The organism is Candidatus Ornithobacterium hominis (genome assembly GCF_900538215.1).
Taxonomy (GTDB): Bacteria; Bacteroidota; Bacteroidia; order Flavobacteriales; family Weeksellaceae; genus Ornithobacterium; species Ornithobacterium hominis.
Window position 1 is genome coordinate 385,268 of record NZ_UNSD01000002.1, and the last position, 15,667, is coordinate 400,934.

Genomic DNA, 15,667 nt, shown 5'->3' on the forward strand with positions numbered 1-15,667 from the left:
GAAATTTCTAATTAAGCCTTAGAAAATTGACTTTTAATTTTAGTTTGAATTTCTTTCATTTCCTCATCAGAAAATTTCTTTTTTTCTTGAGAGAAATTGATGTCATTCATCTGGTTCATCGGCACAAGATGCACGTGCACGTGAGGAACCTCTAGCCCGATGACAGCCATTCCCACACGTCGGCAACTTATGGTTTTTTCTAGCGTTTGAGCCACCTCATAGGCAAACTCCATCAATCCCGCATACGTTTTTGAGTCCAAATCCCAAATTTTGTCTACTTCTTTTTTAGGAACCACCAAAGTATGTCCCTGAGTCAGCGGGAACGCATCTAAAAAGGCAATAAAGAAATCATTCTCTGCCACAATGTAGCCTGGAACCTCTCGCTGAATGATTTTGGTGAAAACACTTGCCATTATTCTTCCAATTTTAAATCAAGAATTTCAAAATTGAGTATATTTCCGTTAGGAAGTTTAATTTCAGCTTTATCACCCACCTTTTTACCCAATAAGCCTTTAGAAATCGGTGTGCTGACTGCGATTTTATTATTTTTCAAATCAGCTTCTGTTTCAGGCACTAACTGGTAGGTCAACTCCTGATTGTTCGCTAAATTTTTAATTTTAACGGTAGACAAAATAGAAACTTTGGTGCTGTCTAGTTGAGATTTATCAATAATGCGAGCATTGGCTACTTGGTCTTGTAATTTAGAAATACGCGATTCCAATAATCCTTGTGCCTCTTTTGCAGCATCATATTCAGCATTTTCAGACAAATCTCCTTTGTCGCGAGCATCTGCAATTTGTTCAGTAATGCGTTGACGCTCTACACTTTCCAAGTGCTTAAGCTCTGCACGCAATTTATCTAAACCTTCTTTCGTAACATATTGTATATTTGCCATATCTTTGGGTTTAATAAAAATACAATCCCACACGCAAAAAATATTACGTGGGGATTGAGAATACAAATATAAGAGAATTTTTTAAGCCTGTTTAAATTTTATATTTGAAATTTCTCAATTTTTTTATTTGGTCAGGTAAAAAATAATTTCAGCAGCACATTATTTGCATGTAGTCATTTAGAATTGATTAATTTTTTCTATAATTGAGAATTGAAGAATAAGCTTTATTTAAACGCCAATTGTATATTACGTCAAAGCTATTAATTCACTGTATTTCAGGGTTTTGAAGGGGAGTTATTAAATTGATAGAGTTGAGCAAATGAATTTTGCCCAAAAATGACTATTTTTGCTCGTATGTAATTTGTTATGTTGGGGCTTCAAACTTTTTATCGGGCAACAAATTTTCAGTTTAGATACACATCAGGGGGAAAATAAAAATGAAACGTAAAAAATAAATAAAAAAGAGTTAAGAAATTTAAATAAAATAATGCAATGAAAAAGCTTATTTTTTTTGTGATATTTAATGCTGTATTCATTTTTCACTCCTGTTCAGATGAAAATAACCAGATACAATGCTTTCCACGCATACAAATCAATGCCCAATACAATATCGGGTTACCAGCATACAATTCGCTTTTGGTGCCCAATGGCTATGTGCAATTGCTCCCCGATGGAACTAATGGGTCTCGTGGGTTAATCATTGTCAATACTGGGAATAATTTCAATGCATATGACCGAAATGCACCGCACATTTGCCCTGATAAAAATACGACATTAGAAGTCATAGATGGAATCAAGATCAGATGCCCAGAAGATGGAGCGGAATGGATGCTCTTAACTGGCCAGCCGCTTAATGATGCCACATTTGGCCAGCCTCTTTATCAATACCGTGTAAATCAAAACAGCCGATGGCTCATCATTACCAATTAAAGAGCACCTAGGAAAAGCTTAAATAAATGCTAAAATCAGTTAAAAGATTTAATCACATGCGTCACAACACCCCAAGTGCTTGGAAGAAATTTGGAGAGCTAGCGGCGCATGAAAATTTTTTAAGGCTTTAAAAATAATTAGAATTAATAAAAGAAAAATCAAACTTCTTTCCCACGGAGGCGATGAAATTCACTGACAACGGCACTATGAGAAACTGTTTTGTCTCTAAAGTAGATTGCAAAATAATCTTTTTCTTTTTCAGTAGCACCTAGCTGATTTAGAATATTATACAAATGCATTTTCATGTGTCCCTTTTGAATTCCAGTTGTTACCAAAGAACGTAGTGCAGCAAAATTCTGAGCCAAACCAGCGACGGCGACAATACCCATTAAATCTTTCGCACTTGGGTTTTTCAATAACTGCAAAGCAAACTTCACCAAAGGATGAAGGCTTGTCAATCCGCCCACGGTGCCGAGCGAGATGGGCAAGTCTAGCCAAAATTTAAAAACTCCCATGCTGACTTCTGCATGAGTCAAGCTACTGTAGCGCCCATCTCTACAAGCAAACGTGTGAGCGCAGGCCTCTACTGCACGGAAATCATTGCCCGTTGCAATGACTACCGCATCCACGCCATTCATGATTCCTTTATTATGCGTTGTGGCACGGTATGGCTCTATTTCTGCAATTTTAATGGCTTGAATAAATTTTTCTGCAAAAATATCTGCTGGAATATTTTTATCTACCAAATCAGTCACGGGGCATTCCACCCAAGCACGCACCATACAGTTGGGCGTATAATTGGAGAGAATACACATGATGATTTGCAAGGATTTTTTCTCTTCCGGGGCAAAAAAATCACTATCATTCAGCTCATGCTCTAGTGTTTTAGCAAATTGCTCAAGGCAAGAGTTAATGAAGTTCGCTCCCATTGAATCCACAGTATCAAACTCTGCTTCGATTTGGAAGTAATGAGGGATTAAATCTGTTTTATCCACTAGGTTTAAATTTCGAATACCGCCGCCACGTTTCTCCATATTTTGAGTCATTGTGAGCGTGTCTTCACGTAATTTTTTTTCTAAGTCTTTAAAAAAATCTTGTAGTTTTTGTGCATCACCTTTAAAGGTAAAGTGAACGTGCCCCAATTTAGTAAAACCTAAAATCTCAGTCTTGAATCCCCCTCGATTAGCCCAGTATTTTGCAGCTTTGGCTGCTGCAGCCACTACAGAACTCTCTTCTACTGCCATTGGGATAGCAAATTCTTCACCATTGATGATGAAATTCGGGGCAACGCCAAAGGGTAAATAGTAATTAGAAATCGTGTTTTCAGAAAACTCATCGTGTAGCTGCTGCAAGTCTGCATCGCTGTTCCAGTACTGCTTTAGCACTTCTTTGGCATCGCTGTTGTTTTGTAAAAAAGTATCTACTAACCAATTGATTTTATCTTTTTTAGAAAGCTTAGAAAATCCGCTAATCATAAAACTGTAAATTAATTTAAGAAATCTAAAGTTAAGTTATTTGTAGTGAATCAGAGAAATAAAATTTTTAAAGCCTAAAAAAAAATAGAAGCTAGATTAAGACATAAGATAACTTCATGTCTTGAATTGAATAAATTATAATTGATAATCTTTCTATCTAAATTTTAAGAAAAAAGAAACAATTCTGAGTAATTTTTTAAGCGCAGAAAGAATAAAAAAAAGAGACTTTAGAATAAAACAAAAGCCTCTTTTTTTATTAAAGTAAACTGTAAATATTATTTAATTGGGGAAGTATTTTGAAGCTGTAAAAAAGCATGTAATTCTTCTTCACTAGGCTCGTATAATCCGATAGTTTTGAAAGCCATAATTAAAATAGCTCCGATGATGAATCCTACGAATGCTAACCAAGAAATGTTTTTCAGATACCAAAAAAAGTCAATTCTTTCCATGCCCATTGCTGCAACGCCAGCGGCTGAACCGATAATCAATAAACTACCTCCAGTTCCTGCTGCGTAGGCAATAAAATGCCACAACTCTGCATCCATCGGTTCATTAAACATTCCGATACTGGCGGCCACCAATGGCACGTTGTCTATAATCGCAGAGCCAATGCCTAAGAGTAATACGACGACGTCTTGATTTGGAATTGTGACGTCAAGCCAGTTAGCAAAGTTGAATAGTAAGCCTAGGCTTTCTAAAGCAGCAACTGCTAATAAAATACCTAAAAAGAATAAAATACTTGATATCTCAATGCGAGCTAATGCTTTATGAACCGAAAATTTAGCTTTAGTTTCATAGTCGTAATTTTCTAAAGGCTTTATATATTCTGCGACCAGCCATACAACACCGAGTGATAACATCATCCCCACATAAGGTGGTAAATGTGTGATGGATTTAAAAATCGGGACAAAAACAATCATCGCTAAACCAAGATATAGCATGGTGGCACTGCTTTTATAAATTTCTTTTTCTTCGTAGTTTTGGGTCGAAACTTCTCCTCTGAAGGCGGGCAAGAACGATGCTATAGCAAAAGGAGCAGCAAAGCAAAGTAGAGCTGGTAAAACTAAATATTCAACAAGTTTAGCGACAGAAACTTTTTTCGCAATCCAAAGCATAGTTGTAGTTACATCACCAATTGGAGACCAAGCGCCACCAGCATTTGCCGCAATTACAATCAAGCCAGCGTACCATAGGCGCTCTTCTCTTTCGGGGATAATTTTTCTCAAAATAGTAATTAAAACAATCGTTGCCGTTAAATTATCGATAATGGCAGAAAGAAAAAACGCGAGTATACCAACAATCCAAAGCAGCGTTCGCTTATTTTTTGTTTTGATGAAACGCTTAATGATTTCAAAGCCACGATGTAAATCGATGATTTCTACAATGGTCATCGCTCCAATCAAAAAGAAAAGAATTTCAGCTGTTTTCCCTAGGTGGTGAAGTAGACTTTCTTCGATAGCGAGAAGCTTTGCGGCATGAACGTCTTCCACGCCTTCGTGCATGATTTCCTCAAAAATTGGATAAAGACCATCGTCAATCGTATAAACGGTTAGACCAAATGCGGCTAACAATGCCCAACAAACTGCTGCCATAATGAGCGCAGGGACTGTTTTGTCTAAATGCAAAGAGTGTTCTAATGTGATGGCTAAATAGCCAAGAACAAAAATGAGAATAATTGCAACTTCCATTATAGTAATGTTTCAAATAGAATTCAATTTTACAAAATTATTTTAAATAATTTGGGAAAATTAGAATTAAAATACCTCTCCCTTTATTCAAGTAAGAATTAATAGTCTTAGCCTGTTTCGAATTGCCTTTTATTCTTTGGTTTTTTTGTCCCAAAATTTAGGCGAATATAGGCATCCAGCATCAGCCTTTTTCTTTTTCCTTGGGAATGGAGCGTAAGCATCACTTGGCTTTCTCCGTTCTTTTTGATGTAGTTTTTGAGATTGAAATTTTGTTTAAAATTTACTTCCTTAGTATACTTTAGAAGCAATCTGCGCAATGAGATAATTTTTTTCATCCATTTCTTTTAATTTGAAATGGAGTTTTAGTAAATCTCTATTTAAGCAAATTGCCACCAATAAATTCAATTGGTGGCAAACTTGGTGGCATCAATACGCCAATTTTAAGTTTAAAAAGCCTTTTAATACGTTAATATGCTACAATGTACGATAAAAAGGCTTTTTTCTGTGACCACGGAAGGAGTCGAACCCTCAACCTTCAGAGCCGTAATCTGACGCTCTATCCAATTGAGCTACGTGGCCTTTTGAGTTTGCAAATATACAAAGTTTTTATTTATTTGCAGGCTATGAAAAACATATTTTACTTTTTCTTTGCTATTTCTATTTTTTTAGGGTGTAAAAAAACAACTCAAAACACTGATTTTAAGACAGAAAGTAAAACAAATCCGCTCACTTATGCCAAAGCAATCAGCTGGGAAAAAGATGAGAATTCTCTCAAAATCATACAAAACAAGTACACCCAATCCATTGCAAAAAGTAAAATCCCTTTGCAAAAAATCATTCTTCTTTCCTCCTCAGCCATCGGTTATTTAGAAGGCATTGATGCGCTCTCTCAAGTTCAGGGTGTTTTTGATGCAGACTGGTGCTACAGCCCAAAGCTACATCAAATGATTGCCAACGGAGAAATTGAAGACTTAGGGAAAAGTGCTGCACCAGACATCGAGAAGATTCTCACGCTAAAACCAGATGCCGTATTAACCTACACTCAACCTCAGCAAGCTAAACTTTTTCAATTATTAGAAAATCAAGGCATCAACGTCATTTATCTCGATGAATATAATGAAACCACGCCTTTAGGCAAAGCAGAATATTTGAAATTATACGGCGAATTGTTTGGCAAAGAAAATTTAGCGGATTCCCTCTTCTCCAAAATTGAAAAAAATTATAAAGCCTTAAAAAATTCTGTCGTAAATTCTTCTAAACCCCGTGTGTTCACGAACACGATGCGCGGTGACATTTGGTATATGAGCGGCGGAGAAAGTTTTGTAGCTCAATATCTCAGTGATGCTGGCGCTAACTACATCTGGAGCAACGACACGCACCTGGGCAATATCAATTTGTCCTTTGAAGAAGTTTACCAAAAGGCTGAAGATGCTGATTTTTGGCTCAACGCTGGGGACTTCACTTCCCTCCAAAATTTAGAAAAGGCTTATAAAAATCATAAATTTTTTAAGGCTTTTCAAAATGCTCAAGTTTATAGTTTCACCCAAAAAGTCAATGAAAAAGGAGCAAATGACTATTTCGAAACAGGGAACATCCGTGTAGACTGGGTTTTAAATGATTTAATTAAAATTTTTCATCCAGAAAAAGCACAAAACCATGATTTTCAATTTTATCAAAAACTACAATAAATAAACTTTTCTTACTTTAGCAACTTTAGAAAACTGACGATGTTGAAAACCAATTATTTTTTAAGCCTTTTATTTTTATTAACAACAAATCTTTCTTTTGCTCAAGATTGGCAGCAAAAGGCTGATTATGTGATGAATATTTCTGTCGATGTACAAAACTACCGCTACACTGGTGAGATGGATTTTACCTACCATAATCATTCTCCCGATGAGCTAAAAGAGCTTTATTTTCATTTATATTTCAATGCTTTTCAACCCCGTAGCGTAATGAATCAACGGCTCAGCCACATTACCGACCCCGATAGGCGTATGGTCAATACTTCACAAATCGGCGAAAGACGTATCTTTAAAAGTAAAATTGATACGCTACAGCCTCAGCATCAAGGTTATCAGAAAATTTTAAGTCTCCGTCAAGGCAATCAAAATTTGGAATTTAGCGTTCAAGGAACAATATTAAAGGTTGTATTAAAAAAGCCTATTCAGCCTAAAAGTTCTGCAAAATTAGAAATGAAATGGGAAGCTCAAATTCCACCAATCATTCGCCGAGCTGGGAAATTAAACCAAGAAGGAGTTGCTTTTTCTATGGCGCAGTGGTATCCTAAAGTTGCAGCTTATGACCGAGCTGGTTGGCATTTAGACGAATATGTTGCACGGGAGTTCTATGCACCGTTTAGTGATTTTGATGTTAAAATCAAATTACCTCAGAAATATATTGTTGGAGCATCGGGAAAACTCATCAATGCCAATGAAATGCCGGGCTATGGGCAAGCGGTGAAAAGAAAGTGGAACACATGGCATTTCAAAGCTAAGAATATTCACGATTTTGCTTGGGCTGCCGACCCCGATTTTGTGGTAGATTCAGCTCAGTCTGGTAGTAGTCCTCAATTATATTTCGTTTATAAAAATAGTTTAGCCGAAGCTTACAAAGAAAACTGGAAAAAAGTACAGCCGCTAACACTTCAATTTTTTGAATTTATGAATCAGCGTTTTGGGGAATATCCTTGGGAGACTTACAGCATCGTGCAAGGTGGCGATGGAGGAATGGAATATGGAACATCAACACTCGTTACCGGCGAGCGGAGCTTGGAGAGTCTAGCTGGATTGATTTTTCACGAGGGAGCGCATTCTTGGTTTCAGCATCTTTTTGGTATTGATGAAACGCAAAATGAATGGATGGATGAAGGCTTCACTAGCTACGCCGAGACTAAAGCGATGGCTGCCATCGTTGAAAATAAAAATCCTGATGGGATTGGCGTTCACCAAGATGCCTACAATGGCTATTATAATTTGATTCAAAGCAATGTAGAAGAGCCACTGAGTTTATTAGCTGATTATTTCCGTTACAATTATACATACGGTATATCTGCTTACTCAAAAGGGCAAGTCTTTGTTGCACAGCTGGGTTACATCATTGGTGAAGAGGCTTTGAGGAAAACTTTTTTACAATTTTATAAACGATGGAAATTTAAACATCCAGACGAGAAAGATTTTATAAAAATTGCCACGGAGGTCTCGGGCATTCATTTAAAATGGTATAGCAATCTATTCATCAACACAACTCGGCACATCGACTACGGGATTGAATCTGTCGAGGGAAAAAAAATAAGCCTTAGAAATTATGCTGATTTCCCCATACCGCTAGATGTTTTGGTTACCTTCAAAGATGGAAGTCAAAAGCTTTTCTATATTCCGTTACACGCCATGCGAGGTCACAAAACTTTTGAAAAAGAGTATTACCCGCAAGCCGATTATCAAGCTTTAGATTTTTGGGCTTGGGCTTCGCCAACTTATTCTTTTGAAGTGGAAAAAGAAATCCAAAAAGTGGAAATAGATCCGACCAAACGCTTAGCCGATTATCGTTCAGAAAATAATGTTTACCAGAAATAAATGCTACTTGCTGTTAACATCGGGAACTCCAACATTCGCTTTGGGGTAAAAAAAGATGAAGACGTCTTCCTGTCTTGGACTGTGAATACCAAGCCATACAAAACCCGAGATGAGCTTTTTGTTATCTTTCGGAACATGTATGAGCACTACGCTTGCGAAATAAAGGATTTCACAGGTATTGTCATTGGCTCAGTTGTCCCGCACCAGACTGAAATCATTGCCAGTGCTCTACAAGAAATTCATCAGATTAACCCCTTGGTAGTTGATAGAAATACGCCGTCTAATGTGATACAACATTCTAACCAGATGGGGACAGATTTATATGCCAATGCCGTTGCAGCACAAAGCCTCTATAAAGGGAAAAAAATCGTGGTGGATTTTGGCACAGCTTTGACGGTGACTGGCGTTGATGAGAAGGGCGAAGTCCTAGGCGTCATTATTGCGCCAGGCGTCATCACCAGCTTGGATGCCTTGATTGGCAACACAGCACAGTTACCTGATATTGAGCTAAAACCACCCAAATCTATACTGGGTCGTGACACGGAAACCTGTATGCAAAGCGGTATAGTTTACGGCTATATCGGTATGGTAGAAGGCTTCATACAAAGAGTCAACCAAGAGCTAAAGGATAACTGTACAGTAATTTCTACTGGTGGTTTGGGGCATATCTACAAGCCGTTAACTTCTTACATTCACTTCGATGACAAATTACACACCATCAAGGGACTTTGTTTTCTTTACGAATTTCTGCAAAGCAACTCAAGGTAAATTTAGCTTGAATAGCTCAATAAATTTGTATTCCAAAAAAAATATTAATAATCTAAAGATAAACCTTTTGAATGGTAATAATGCTCTACGAGTTAATTTAATAAGTTTGATTCCCTTTCGTTAATGCAAAAGGTAATTTTTATGATTTTTGAAAAACAGGTATTGCATTAATTAATTCTTTCGTATATTTTTCTTTCGGGTTTTTATAAATAGATTTTGCCATTCCACTTTCTACAATTCGCCCTTTTTGCAAGACCAGTAGCCGATTACAGAAATGTCTCACCACAGATAAATCATGAGAAACAAAGAGATACGTTAAATTAAATTCATCTTGCAAATCATTAAGTAGATTTAAAACCTGAGCTTGCACAGAAACATCTAAGGCAGAAACACTTTCATCACACACAATTAATTCTGGCTGAACAGCCAAAGCTCGGGCAATCCCGATTCGTTGTCTCTGCCCGCCAGAGAATTCATGCGGGTATTTATTTAGAGAACTTTGAGGTAAATTCACTTTATTCAACAGTTCAGTAGCGATTTCTTTTCGTTCATTTGCATTTTGTGAAATTTGATGAATTTTCAACGGCGTAGTTAAAATCTCTTCTATAGTCTGCGTAGGGTTTAGGCTAGAGTTCGGGTCTTGAAAAATAATTTGAATCTCTTTTCTTAACTTTCTCAATTCCTTGCTGGGCAATTGTGTCAAATCTTTTCCTTTGTAAATGATTTGCCCATGCGTAGGCGGCTGTAGCATGAGCAGAGCACGACTCAATGTCGTTTTCCCACTCCCAGACTCTCCTACCAAGCCTAGAGACTCTCCTTTGTATAATTTAAAATTAATATTTTCTAAAGCCTTAAAAAATTTATTTTTAGAATCCCAATCAGAGTCATAGAAAAATTTTTCAACATGATTGAATTCCAGTAAAGGAGCTTGATTATAAATACGCTCTATCTTTTCTTCTTCTATAGAAACGTTTTTTTCTTTAGGAGAAAAGTCAGAGTTTTTCAAAAAATCAGAAACCGTGGGTAAGCGATGCAAGTTTGCTCCCAGCTGAGGTCTACAAGCGATTAAGCCTTTGGTGTAACTTTTTTCAGGGCTTAGAAAAATTTCATCCACGCTACCTTCTTCTACTTTCTCACCTTTGTACATTACCAGCACGCGGTCGCAAAGCTGTGAAACGACACCTAAGTCATGGGAGATGAAAATAATACTTAAATTTTTAGTTTCTCTTAGATGTTTTAATAGTTCCAAAATACTTTTTTGAACGGTGACATCCAGCGCCGTCGTTGGCTCATCGGCAATTAGTAGCTCAGGATTTGAAGCTAGAGCCATTGCAATCATAACGCGCTGTTTCTGCCCACCAGAAATTTGATGAGGATAAGCCTCATAAATTCTTTCTGGATGGGGGAGCAAGACGTCTTCAAAAAGAGTAATAACTTTTAATTTTCTTTCTTTTTTGCTAAGTTGAGCATGGACTTCAAGGCTTTCTGCTACTTGGTGGCCGCATTTTATCGAGGGGTTGAGAGAAGTCATAGGCTCTTGAAAAATCATACTGATTTTGCCATTTGCTTCTTTTCTTTGCAAAAGATTTACCTTTTCGCTCTCTTTACAGTAAAGAATTTCGCCAGCAATTTTGGCAGATTTTGGCAGAATTCCCTTGATAGCCAATGAAGTCAGTGATTTCCCCGAGCCAGATTCACCAACGATGCCTAAAATTTCTTTTTCATGAATATCAAAAGTTAAGTGTTTAACAGCTTGAAATCCGTTAAAAGAAATAAAGAGTTGATTAATTTCTAAAATCTTTCTCATGCTATAAAAATAAAAAAGTCCCTACAAAAAGGGACTTTCTTGATATTTTTTTATCAAGGCTTAAAAAATTATTGACCTTGGATAATGTTATAGTTAAATCCTAAACCAAAATTAGCAACGTTTGTTTTGTCTGAGACACCTGCATAGTACAAAAAGATGTTCCAATCATTTGAGTGATAACCAACTTCTGGTCTATAGTAGAATCCACCTTTAGAGCCATCTCTTCCAGTGATGAATCCATAACCTAAGTCAGTCCCTACAAAGAAATTCTGAGTTGGGTAGTAACGGAATAAAGCAGCTACTGGCACAACACCAAAATCCTTTTTTTCTTTTTTCCCAACCTTATTGGTATATTCTTTACCAAAATAATTTGTGTAACCAGTCGCTAAACCGATACCAAAGCTATCTACGCCTAGAAACTGATACTTAGCATCAACCCCCAGTGCAAAATTGGAATAATCAGAAGCACCACTAGTGGGGATTCCAGCGTGAATACCTAATTTTAGCCAATTAGTGCCTTCGCCTACTTGAGCTGAAGTAAATGTGAAGCCAGCAATTAGCATAAACAATAAACTTAACTTTTTCATGTTATAAAATTTTAATTGGAGTGTTTTTATTCAAATCGTGTGCCAAAATAGCTTTTTCATTCTGCAAAGAGCTTATTTGTTTTCTTTAATGAAATTTTCCAGAGCCATTGTCATAGAAGGTGTTTCTGGCGTTGGAACTTTGATGTCAACTTTAAGTCCTCTATTTTCAGCCTCTTCCAGCGTTGTTTTGCCAAAAACGGCAATGGTAGATTTTCCTTGCTTGAAGTCAGGGAAGTTGTCATACAAAGAAGAAATTCCCAATGGACTGAAGAAAACCAATATGTCATATTGTACATCTTTTAATTCTGAGAGGTCACAGCTTACGGTTTGGTACATCGTAGTACGTTTCCAGTCTAAATTTAGCTCATCCATCAATGTTGGAACTTCTGGCTTCAGAATATTACTAGAAGGCAATAGAAAGCGTTCTTTCTTATGTTTTTTTAAAATTGATTTTAAATCTGAAAAGGATTTCCCACCGATGTACACCTTTCTTTTTCGGTAAACGATGTATTTTTGTAGGTAATAAGCTACCGCTTCAGATTGGCAAAAATACTTCATCGCATCTGGAACATGAAAACGCATTTCTTCAGCTACACGGAAGAAGTGATCCACAGCATTTCTACTGGTCAGTACAACCCCGCTATATTTACTTAAATCAATTTTTTGCTGACGCATTTCCTTGGCTGTCAATCCTTCTACTTTTATAAAAGGTTTGAAGTCAACTTGAATTTTTAAATTTTTTGCTAGTGAGTAAAAAGGCGATGCCTCTGATGTAGGTTCGGGTTGAGATATAAGTATTGATTTTACTTTCATATTCCTGCGCTAATCTTTGATTTATTTACCAAATTTTATATAAATAGATAAGAGGTAAAACTTCTAGCATGCAAAGGTACAAAAATAAATAGTATAATGGCAGCTTGAGCTTTTTGTATAAAAGGTTGAAGATGGAATGAGTTTCTAAAATTTGTTGTGATATGAAAATGGCTAAAAATGTATATAAAATTAATGTTGAGGGAATTTTGCTATAATGAGCCAGCCATGCTAATGCGAAGTAAATGGAACTGAACCAAATTAGAAAATATAACTTTTGATGAAAAAAATCTTTCAATGTTTCTCTTTGTCCAGTTGCGCTAAAAAGTAAAAAATTTATAAAGCCTTTAAAAAAAAACCAAATAAATAAACCTAAGAAAACAAGCACAAAAGGTGGGTAGTAGTAATATTCTGCGCCAACTCTGAGTGAAAATGTAGGTAAAATGACTAGGCTTATTAGAAAAAGAAATGAAAACTGTGCAATAGAATAAAAGGTTAAGAAATTCTCTTTCACTTGAGAGAATTCATGCAGATTATTTAAATTTGCATAATATTTATTGAAATAAAAGCGAGTGAATATGAAGATTCCAATCAACGCCAGTAAGCTGATGAAGATCCAATCTTTATTTTCTGTAAGCCTTAAAATTCCTTCCAAAAGCGTTTAATTTTTTTCAAAATTAAGAAAAAAATACCGCAGCTTTATATCTTTGTTCTTATGCTAAAAAAATTAGTAATCATACCAACCTATAATGAAGTAGAAAACATCGAAAAAATAATTCGGATAAGCCTAAATTTACCTGATGATTTTCACATTTTGGTGGTAGATGATTCTTCTCCCGATGGAACTTATCAAAAGGTGAAGGAATTAATGAGCGAATTTTCAGAGCGGTTATTCCTAGAGATTCGCCAAGAGAAAAATGGCCTAGGGAAAGCCTACATCCACGGCTTCAAATGGGCGCTAGAAAATCAATATGATTTTATATTTGAGATGGATGCCGATTTTTCACACAATCCACAAGATTTACCTAGACTTTCTCAAGCCTTAGAAAATGGAGTCGATATCGCTATTGGCTCTCGCTACAGCCAAGGAGTAAATGTAGTGAACTGGCCAATGAAGCGTGTTTTACTTTCTTATTTCGCTTCCAAATACGTTCAGTTGATTACAAATTTGCCCGTTCATGATACCACGGCAGGCTTTGTTGGCTACAAAAAACAAGTTCTAGAAAAAATAAATTTAGATGAAATTGAATTCAAAGGCTATGGTTTCCAGATTGAAATGAAATACAAAGCCTGGAAAAAGAATTTTATTCTTCAAGAAGTGCCGATTATTTTTACAGACCGTACCTTGGGCGAATCCAAAATCAGCAATAATATTGTGAAAGAAGCTGTTTTGGGCGTTATAAAATTACGTTGGAAATTTATGACTGGGCGTTTATGAAAAATTTACTTTTACTCTTTTTCTTCGTTTTAATTGCAATGGGCTGCAACCAAGAGATTAAAAAACCAAAAAACCTCATACCACAAGACAAAATGGCACAAATCATCAAAGATTTTTATATCTACAAAAATTTACAACCATTAAGTAAATTTCAATACGAAGAATTTCATCAAGTCAATGCCAAAATATTAGATAAACACAGTGTTACTTACGAAGATTTCAAAAAAAGCTACCAATATTACCTGATAGAAGACGAGAAATATAAAGCTATTTTAGAGCAAATAGAAGCAGAAATTGATGAAGAATACCAAGTTTCAGATTCACTTCAAATTTCTCCTTATTCATGAAAGGAGGTAAAACGCTAGGCATCATTGGCGTTGGGCTGATGGGAGGCTCACTAGCGCTACGAGCTAAGAAGTTCAATTTATTTCAGCACATTATTGGCGTTGAAAAAAATCAGGCACACGCGCGTCAAGCCTTAGAAAAAGGTATTGTAGATGAAACATTATCTTTTCCCGAAGCCTTAGAAAAATCAGATGTCATTTTAGTTGCTTTACCAGTGAGTGCTACAGCAGAAATTTTACCTCAAATATTAGATCAAATACAACCACATCAATTTGTTTTTGATTTAGCTTCAACCAAAGAACATATCGTAAACAGTGTAAAAAACCATATAGCACGGCAAAACTACGTTGCCACGCACCCCATGTGGGGGACTGAAAACAGCGGACCGTTGGCAGCTACAGAAGAGTCTTTTGAGAATAAAGTTTTGGTAATTTGTGATGCGGAAGATTCCCGAGAAGAATGGGTGAAGCAAACCCAAGATTTGTATCAAAAACTAGGGATGAAGGTGATTTTTATGGATTCTAAAAGCCATGATTTGCACGTAGCTTACATCAGTCATATTTCTCACGTAACTAGTTATGCGCTAGCAAACACCGTCTTGGAAAAAGAGAAAGAAGAACGTATTTTTCAGTTAGCAAGTTCAGGATTTTCTAGCACAGTGCGATTGGCAAAATCACATGCAGATATGTGGTTGCCTATTTTTAAACACAACAGGGAGAATGTTTTAGACGTTTTGGAAGAGCACATCACGCAACTGCAAAAATTCCAAACAGCACTCATTATGGAACGCTATAATGAGATAGAAAATTACATTTTAAACGCTAATAAAATCAGAAAAATTTTAGACAAAAAAATTTAAGCCTTAAAAAATTATCCCATTTTACTTTTAAATGAAATTTCAGTAAAATTTACTACAATGAAAAGCAATTACATCATTATCAATGGCCCCAATCTCAATCTGCTTGGAATTCGGGAACCTGAAATTTATGGAAAAGAAGGTTTTAATGAATATTTTCTAAGCCTTAAAAAAAAATTTCCTGAAATTTATTTAAACTACTACCAGTCCAATCATGAGGGCGAATTGATAGATAAATTGCACGAAATCGGTTTTCGCTACCAAGGCATCATCATCAACCCCGGGGCGTACACGCACTATTCTTATGCGATTGCAGATGCGCTAAAAGCAATAGAAACGCCAGCAGTAGAGGTGCACATCTCAGACATAGACCAGCGGGAAGAGTTTAGAAAAATTTCGGTGACGGGCGTTAACTGTATTCACATGATTAAAGGCAAAGGACTGGCTGGATACCAAGAAGCGCTTGAATTTTTACTAAAAAATAAACCCTAAA

Annotated in this window: 17 protein-coding genes and 1 tRNA gene; 8 read left to right on the forward strand and 10 right to left on the reverse strand. The window is 36.3% G+C overall.

Going from position 1 to position 15,667, the window contains the following annotated elements; all coding sequences use genetic code 11:
* Positions 1-11: 11 nt before the first annotated feature.
* Both D5J18_RS01995 and greA read right to left on the reverse strand, forming a co-directional pair.
* A complete protein-coding gene (locus D5J18_RS01995; protein ID WP_119057341.1) occupies positions 12-413 on the reverse strand; it encodes an HIT family protein in 402 nt (133 codons plus the stop codon).
* Positions 413-895 (reverse strand): transcription elongation factor GreA, encoded by a 483-nt coding sequence (gene greA, locus D5J18_RS02000; RefSeq protein ID WP_119057342.1) that lies wholly within the window; start codon positions 893-895, stop codon positions 413-415. Before greA ends, D5J18_RS01995 begins: the two co-directional genes overlap by 1 nt.
* 492 nt (positions 896-1,387) lie before the next feature.
* On the opposite strand from greA, the gene D5J18_RS02005 reads away from it, so the two are divergent.
* Positions 1,388-1,825 (forward strand): Rieske (2Fe-2S) protein, encoded by a 438-nt coding sequence (locus tag D5J18_RS02005; protein WP_119057343.1) that lies wholly within the window; start codon positions 1,388-1,390, stop codon positions 1,823-1,825.
* A 158-nt stretch (positions 1,826-1,983) separates the two neighbouring features.
* On the opposite strand, the gene D5J18_RS02010 is transcribed toward D5J18_RS02005, so the two are convergent.
* From D5J18_RS02010 to D5J18_RS02025, 4 genes are all read right to left on the reverse strand, one after another.
* Positions 1,984-3,300: a hydroxymethylglutaryl-CoA reductase gene (locus tag D5J18_RS02010; RefSeq protein ID WP_119057344.1), complete on the reverse strand. Its 1,317-nt coding sequence runs from the start codon at positions 3,298-3,300 to the stop codon at positions 1,984-1,986.
* A gap of 275 nt (positions 3,301-3,575) precedes the next feature.
* Entirely contained in the window at positions 3,576-4,988 is a 1,413-nt protein-coding gene (gene nhaD, locus D5J18_RS02015; RefSeq protein ID WP_119057345.1) for a sodium:proton antiporter NhaD, read from the reverse strand.
* Positions 4,989-5,095: 107 nt separating this feature from the next.
* Positions 5,096-5,323, reverse strand: coding sequence for a hypothetical protein (locus D5J18_RS02020; protein WP_119057346.1), 228 nt, complete (start codon positions 5,321-5,323; stop codon positions 5,096-5,098).
* Between the two features lie 170 nt (positions 5,324-5,493).
* A tRNA-Arg gene (locus D5J18_RS02025) sits at positions 5,494-5,567 on the reverse strand.
* 44 nt (positions 5,568-5,611) lie between these two features.
* On the opposite strand from D5J18_RS02025, the gene D5J18_RS02030 reads away from it, so the two are divergent.
* The 3 genes from D5J18_RS02030 to D5J18_RS02040 are packed head-to-tail and all read left to right on the forward strand — an operon-like array spanning position 5,612 to position 9,331.
* Positions 5,612-6,676 carry an ABC transporter substrate-binding protein gene (locus D5J18_RS02030; RefSeq protein ID WP_119057347.1) on the forward strand — a complete coding sequence of 355 codons (1,065 nt, stop codon included), beginning with the start codon at positions 5,612-5,614 and terminating at the stop codon, positions 6,674-6,676.
* A 39-nt stretch (positions 6,677-6,715) separates the two neighbouring features.
* Positions 6,716-8,563, forward strand: coding sequence for a M1 family metallopeptidase (locus D5J18_RS02035; protein ID WP_221407262.1), 1,848 nt, complete (start codon positions 6,716-6,718; stop codon positions 8,561-8,563).
* Entirely contained in the window at positions 8,564-9,331 is a 768-nt protein-coding gene (locus D5J18_RS02040) for a type III pantothenate kinase (RefSeq protein ID WP_119057348.1), read from the forward strand.
* Positions 9,332-9,470: 139 nt separating this feature from the next.
* On the opposite strand, the gene D5J18_RS02045 is transcribed toward D5J18_RS02040, so the two are convergent.
* The 4 genes from D5J18_RS02045 to D5J18_RS02060 all read right to left on the reverse strand — a co-directional run bounded on the left by D5J18_RS02045 (position 9,471) and on the right by D5J18_RS02060 (position 13,190).
* Positions 9,471-11,138 (reverse strand): dipeptide ABC transporter ATP-binding protein, encoded by a 1,668-nt coding sequence (locus tag D5J18_RS02045; protein ID WP_119057349.1) that lies wholly within the window; start codon positions 11,136-11,138, stop codon positions 9,471-9,473.
* A 68-nt stretch (positions 11,139-11,206) separates the two neighbouring features.
* Positions 11,207-11,725, reverse strand: a complete 519-nt coding sequence (locus D5J18_RS02050; RefSeq protein WP_119057350.1) for a hypothetical protein — start codon at positions 11,723-11,725, stop codon at positions 11,207-11,209.
* 72 nt (positions 11,726-11,797) lie between these two features.
* Positions 11,798-12,538 (reverse strand): uroporphyrinogen-III synthase, encoded by a 741-nt coding sequence (locus tag D5J18_RS02055; RefSeq protein WP_119057351.1) that lies wholly within the window; start codon positions 12,536-12,538, stop codon positions 11,798-11,800.
* Between the two features lie 25 nt (positions 12,539-12,563).
* Positions 12,564-13,190 (reverse strand): DUF4271 domain-containing protein, encoded by a 627-nt coding sequence (locus tag D5J18_RS02060; protein WP_119057352.1) that lies wholly within the window; start codon positions 13,188-13,190, stop codon positions 12,564-12,566.
* Between the two features lie 60 nt (positions 13,191-13,250).
* On the opposite strand from D5J18_RS02060, the gene D5J18_RS02065 reads away from it, so the two are divergent.
* The 4 genes from D5J18_RS02065 to D5J18_RS02080 are packed head-to-tail and all read left to right on the forward strand — an operon-like array spanning position 13,251 to position 15,666.
* The gene (locus D5J18_RS02065; protein WP_119057353.1) at positions 13,251-13,973 is read left to right on the forward strand and encodes a polyprenol monophosphomannose synthase; all 723 of its coding nucleotides are present in this window, start codon (positions 13,251-13,253) and stop codon (positions 13,971-13,973) included.
* Positions 13,970-14,320 carry a DUF4296 domain-containing protein gene (locus tag D5J18_RS02070; RefSeq protein WP_119057354.1) on the forward strand — a complete coding sequence of 117 codons (351 nt, stop codon included), beginning with the start codon at positions 13,970-13,972 and terminating at the stop codon, positions 14,318-14,320. Before D5J18_RS02065 ends, D5J18_RS02070 begins: the two co-directional genes overlap by 4 nt.
* Positions 14,317-15,177, forward strand: a complete 861-nt coding sequence (locus D5J18_RS02075; protein WP_119057355.1) for a prephenate dehydrogenase — start codon at positions 14,317-14,319, stop codon at positions 15,175-15,177. Before D5J18_RS02070 ends, D5J18_RS02075 begins: the two co-directional genes overlap by 4 nt.
* Positions 15,178-15,234: 57 nt before the next feature.
* On the forward strand, positions 15,235-15,666 hold the full coding sequence (locus D5J18_RS02080; protein ID WP_119057356.1) for a type II 3-dehydroquinate dehydratase: 432 nt from the start codon (positions 15,235-15,237) through the stop codon (positions 15,664-15,666).
* Position 15,667 lies beyond the last annotated feature (1 nt).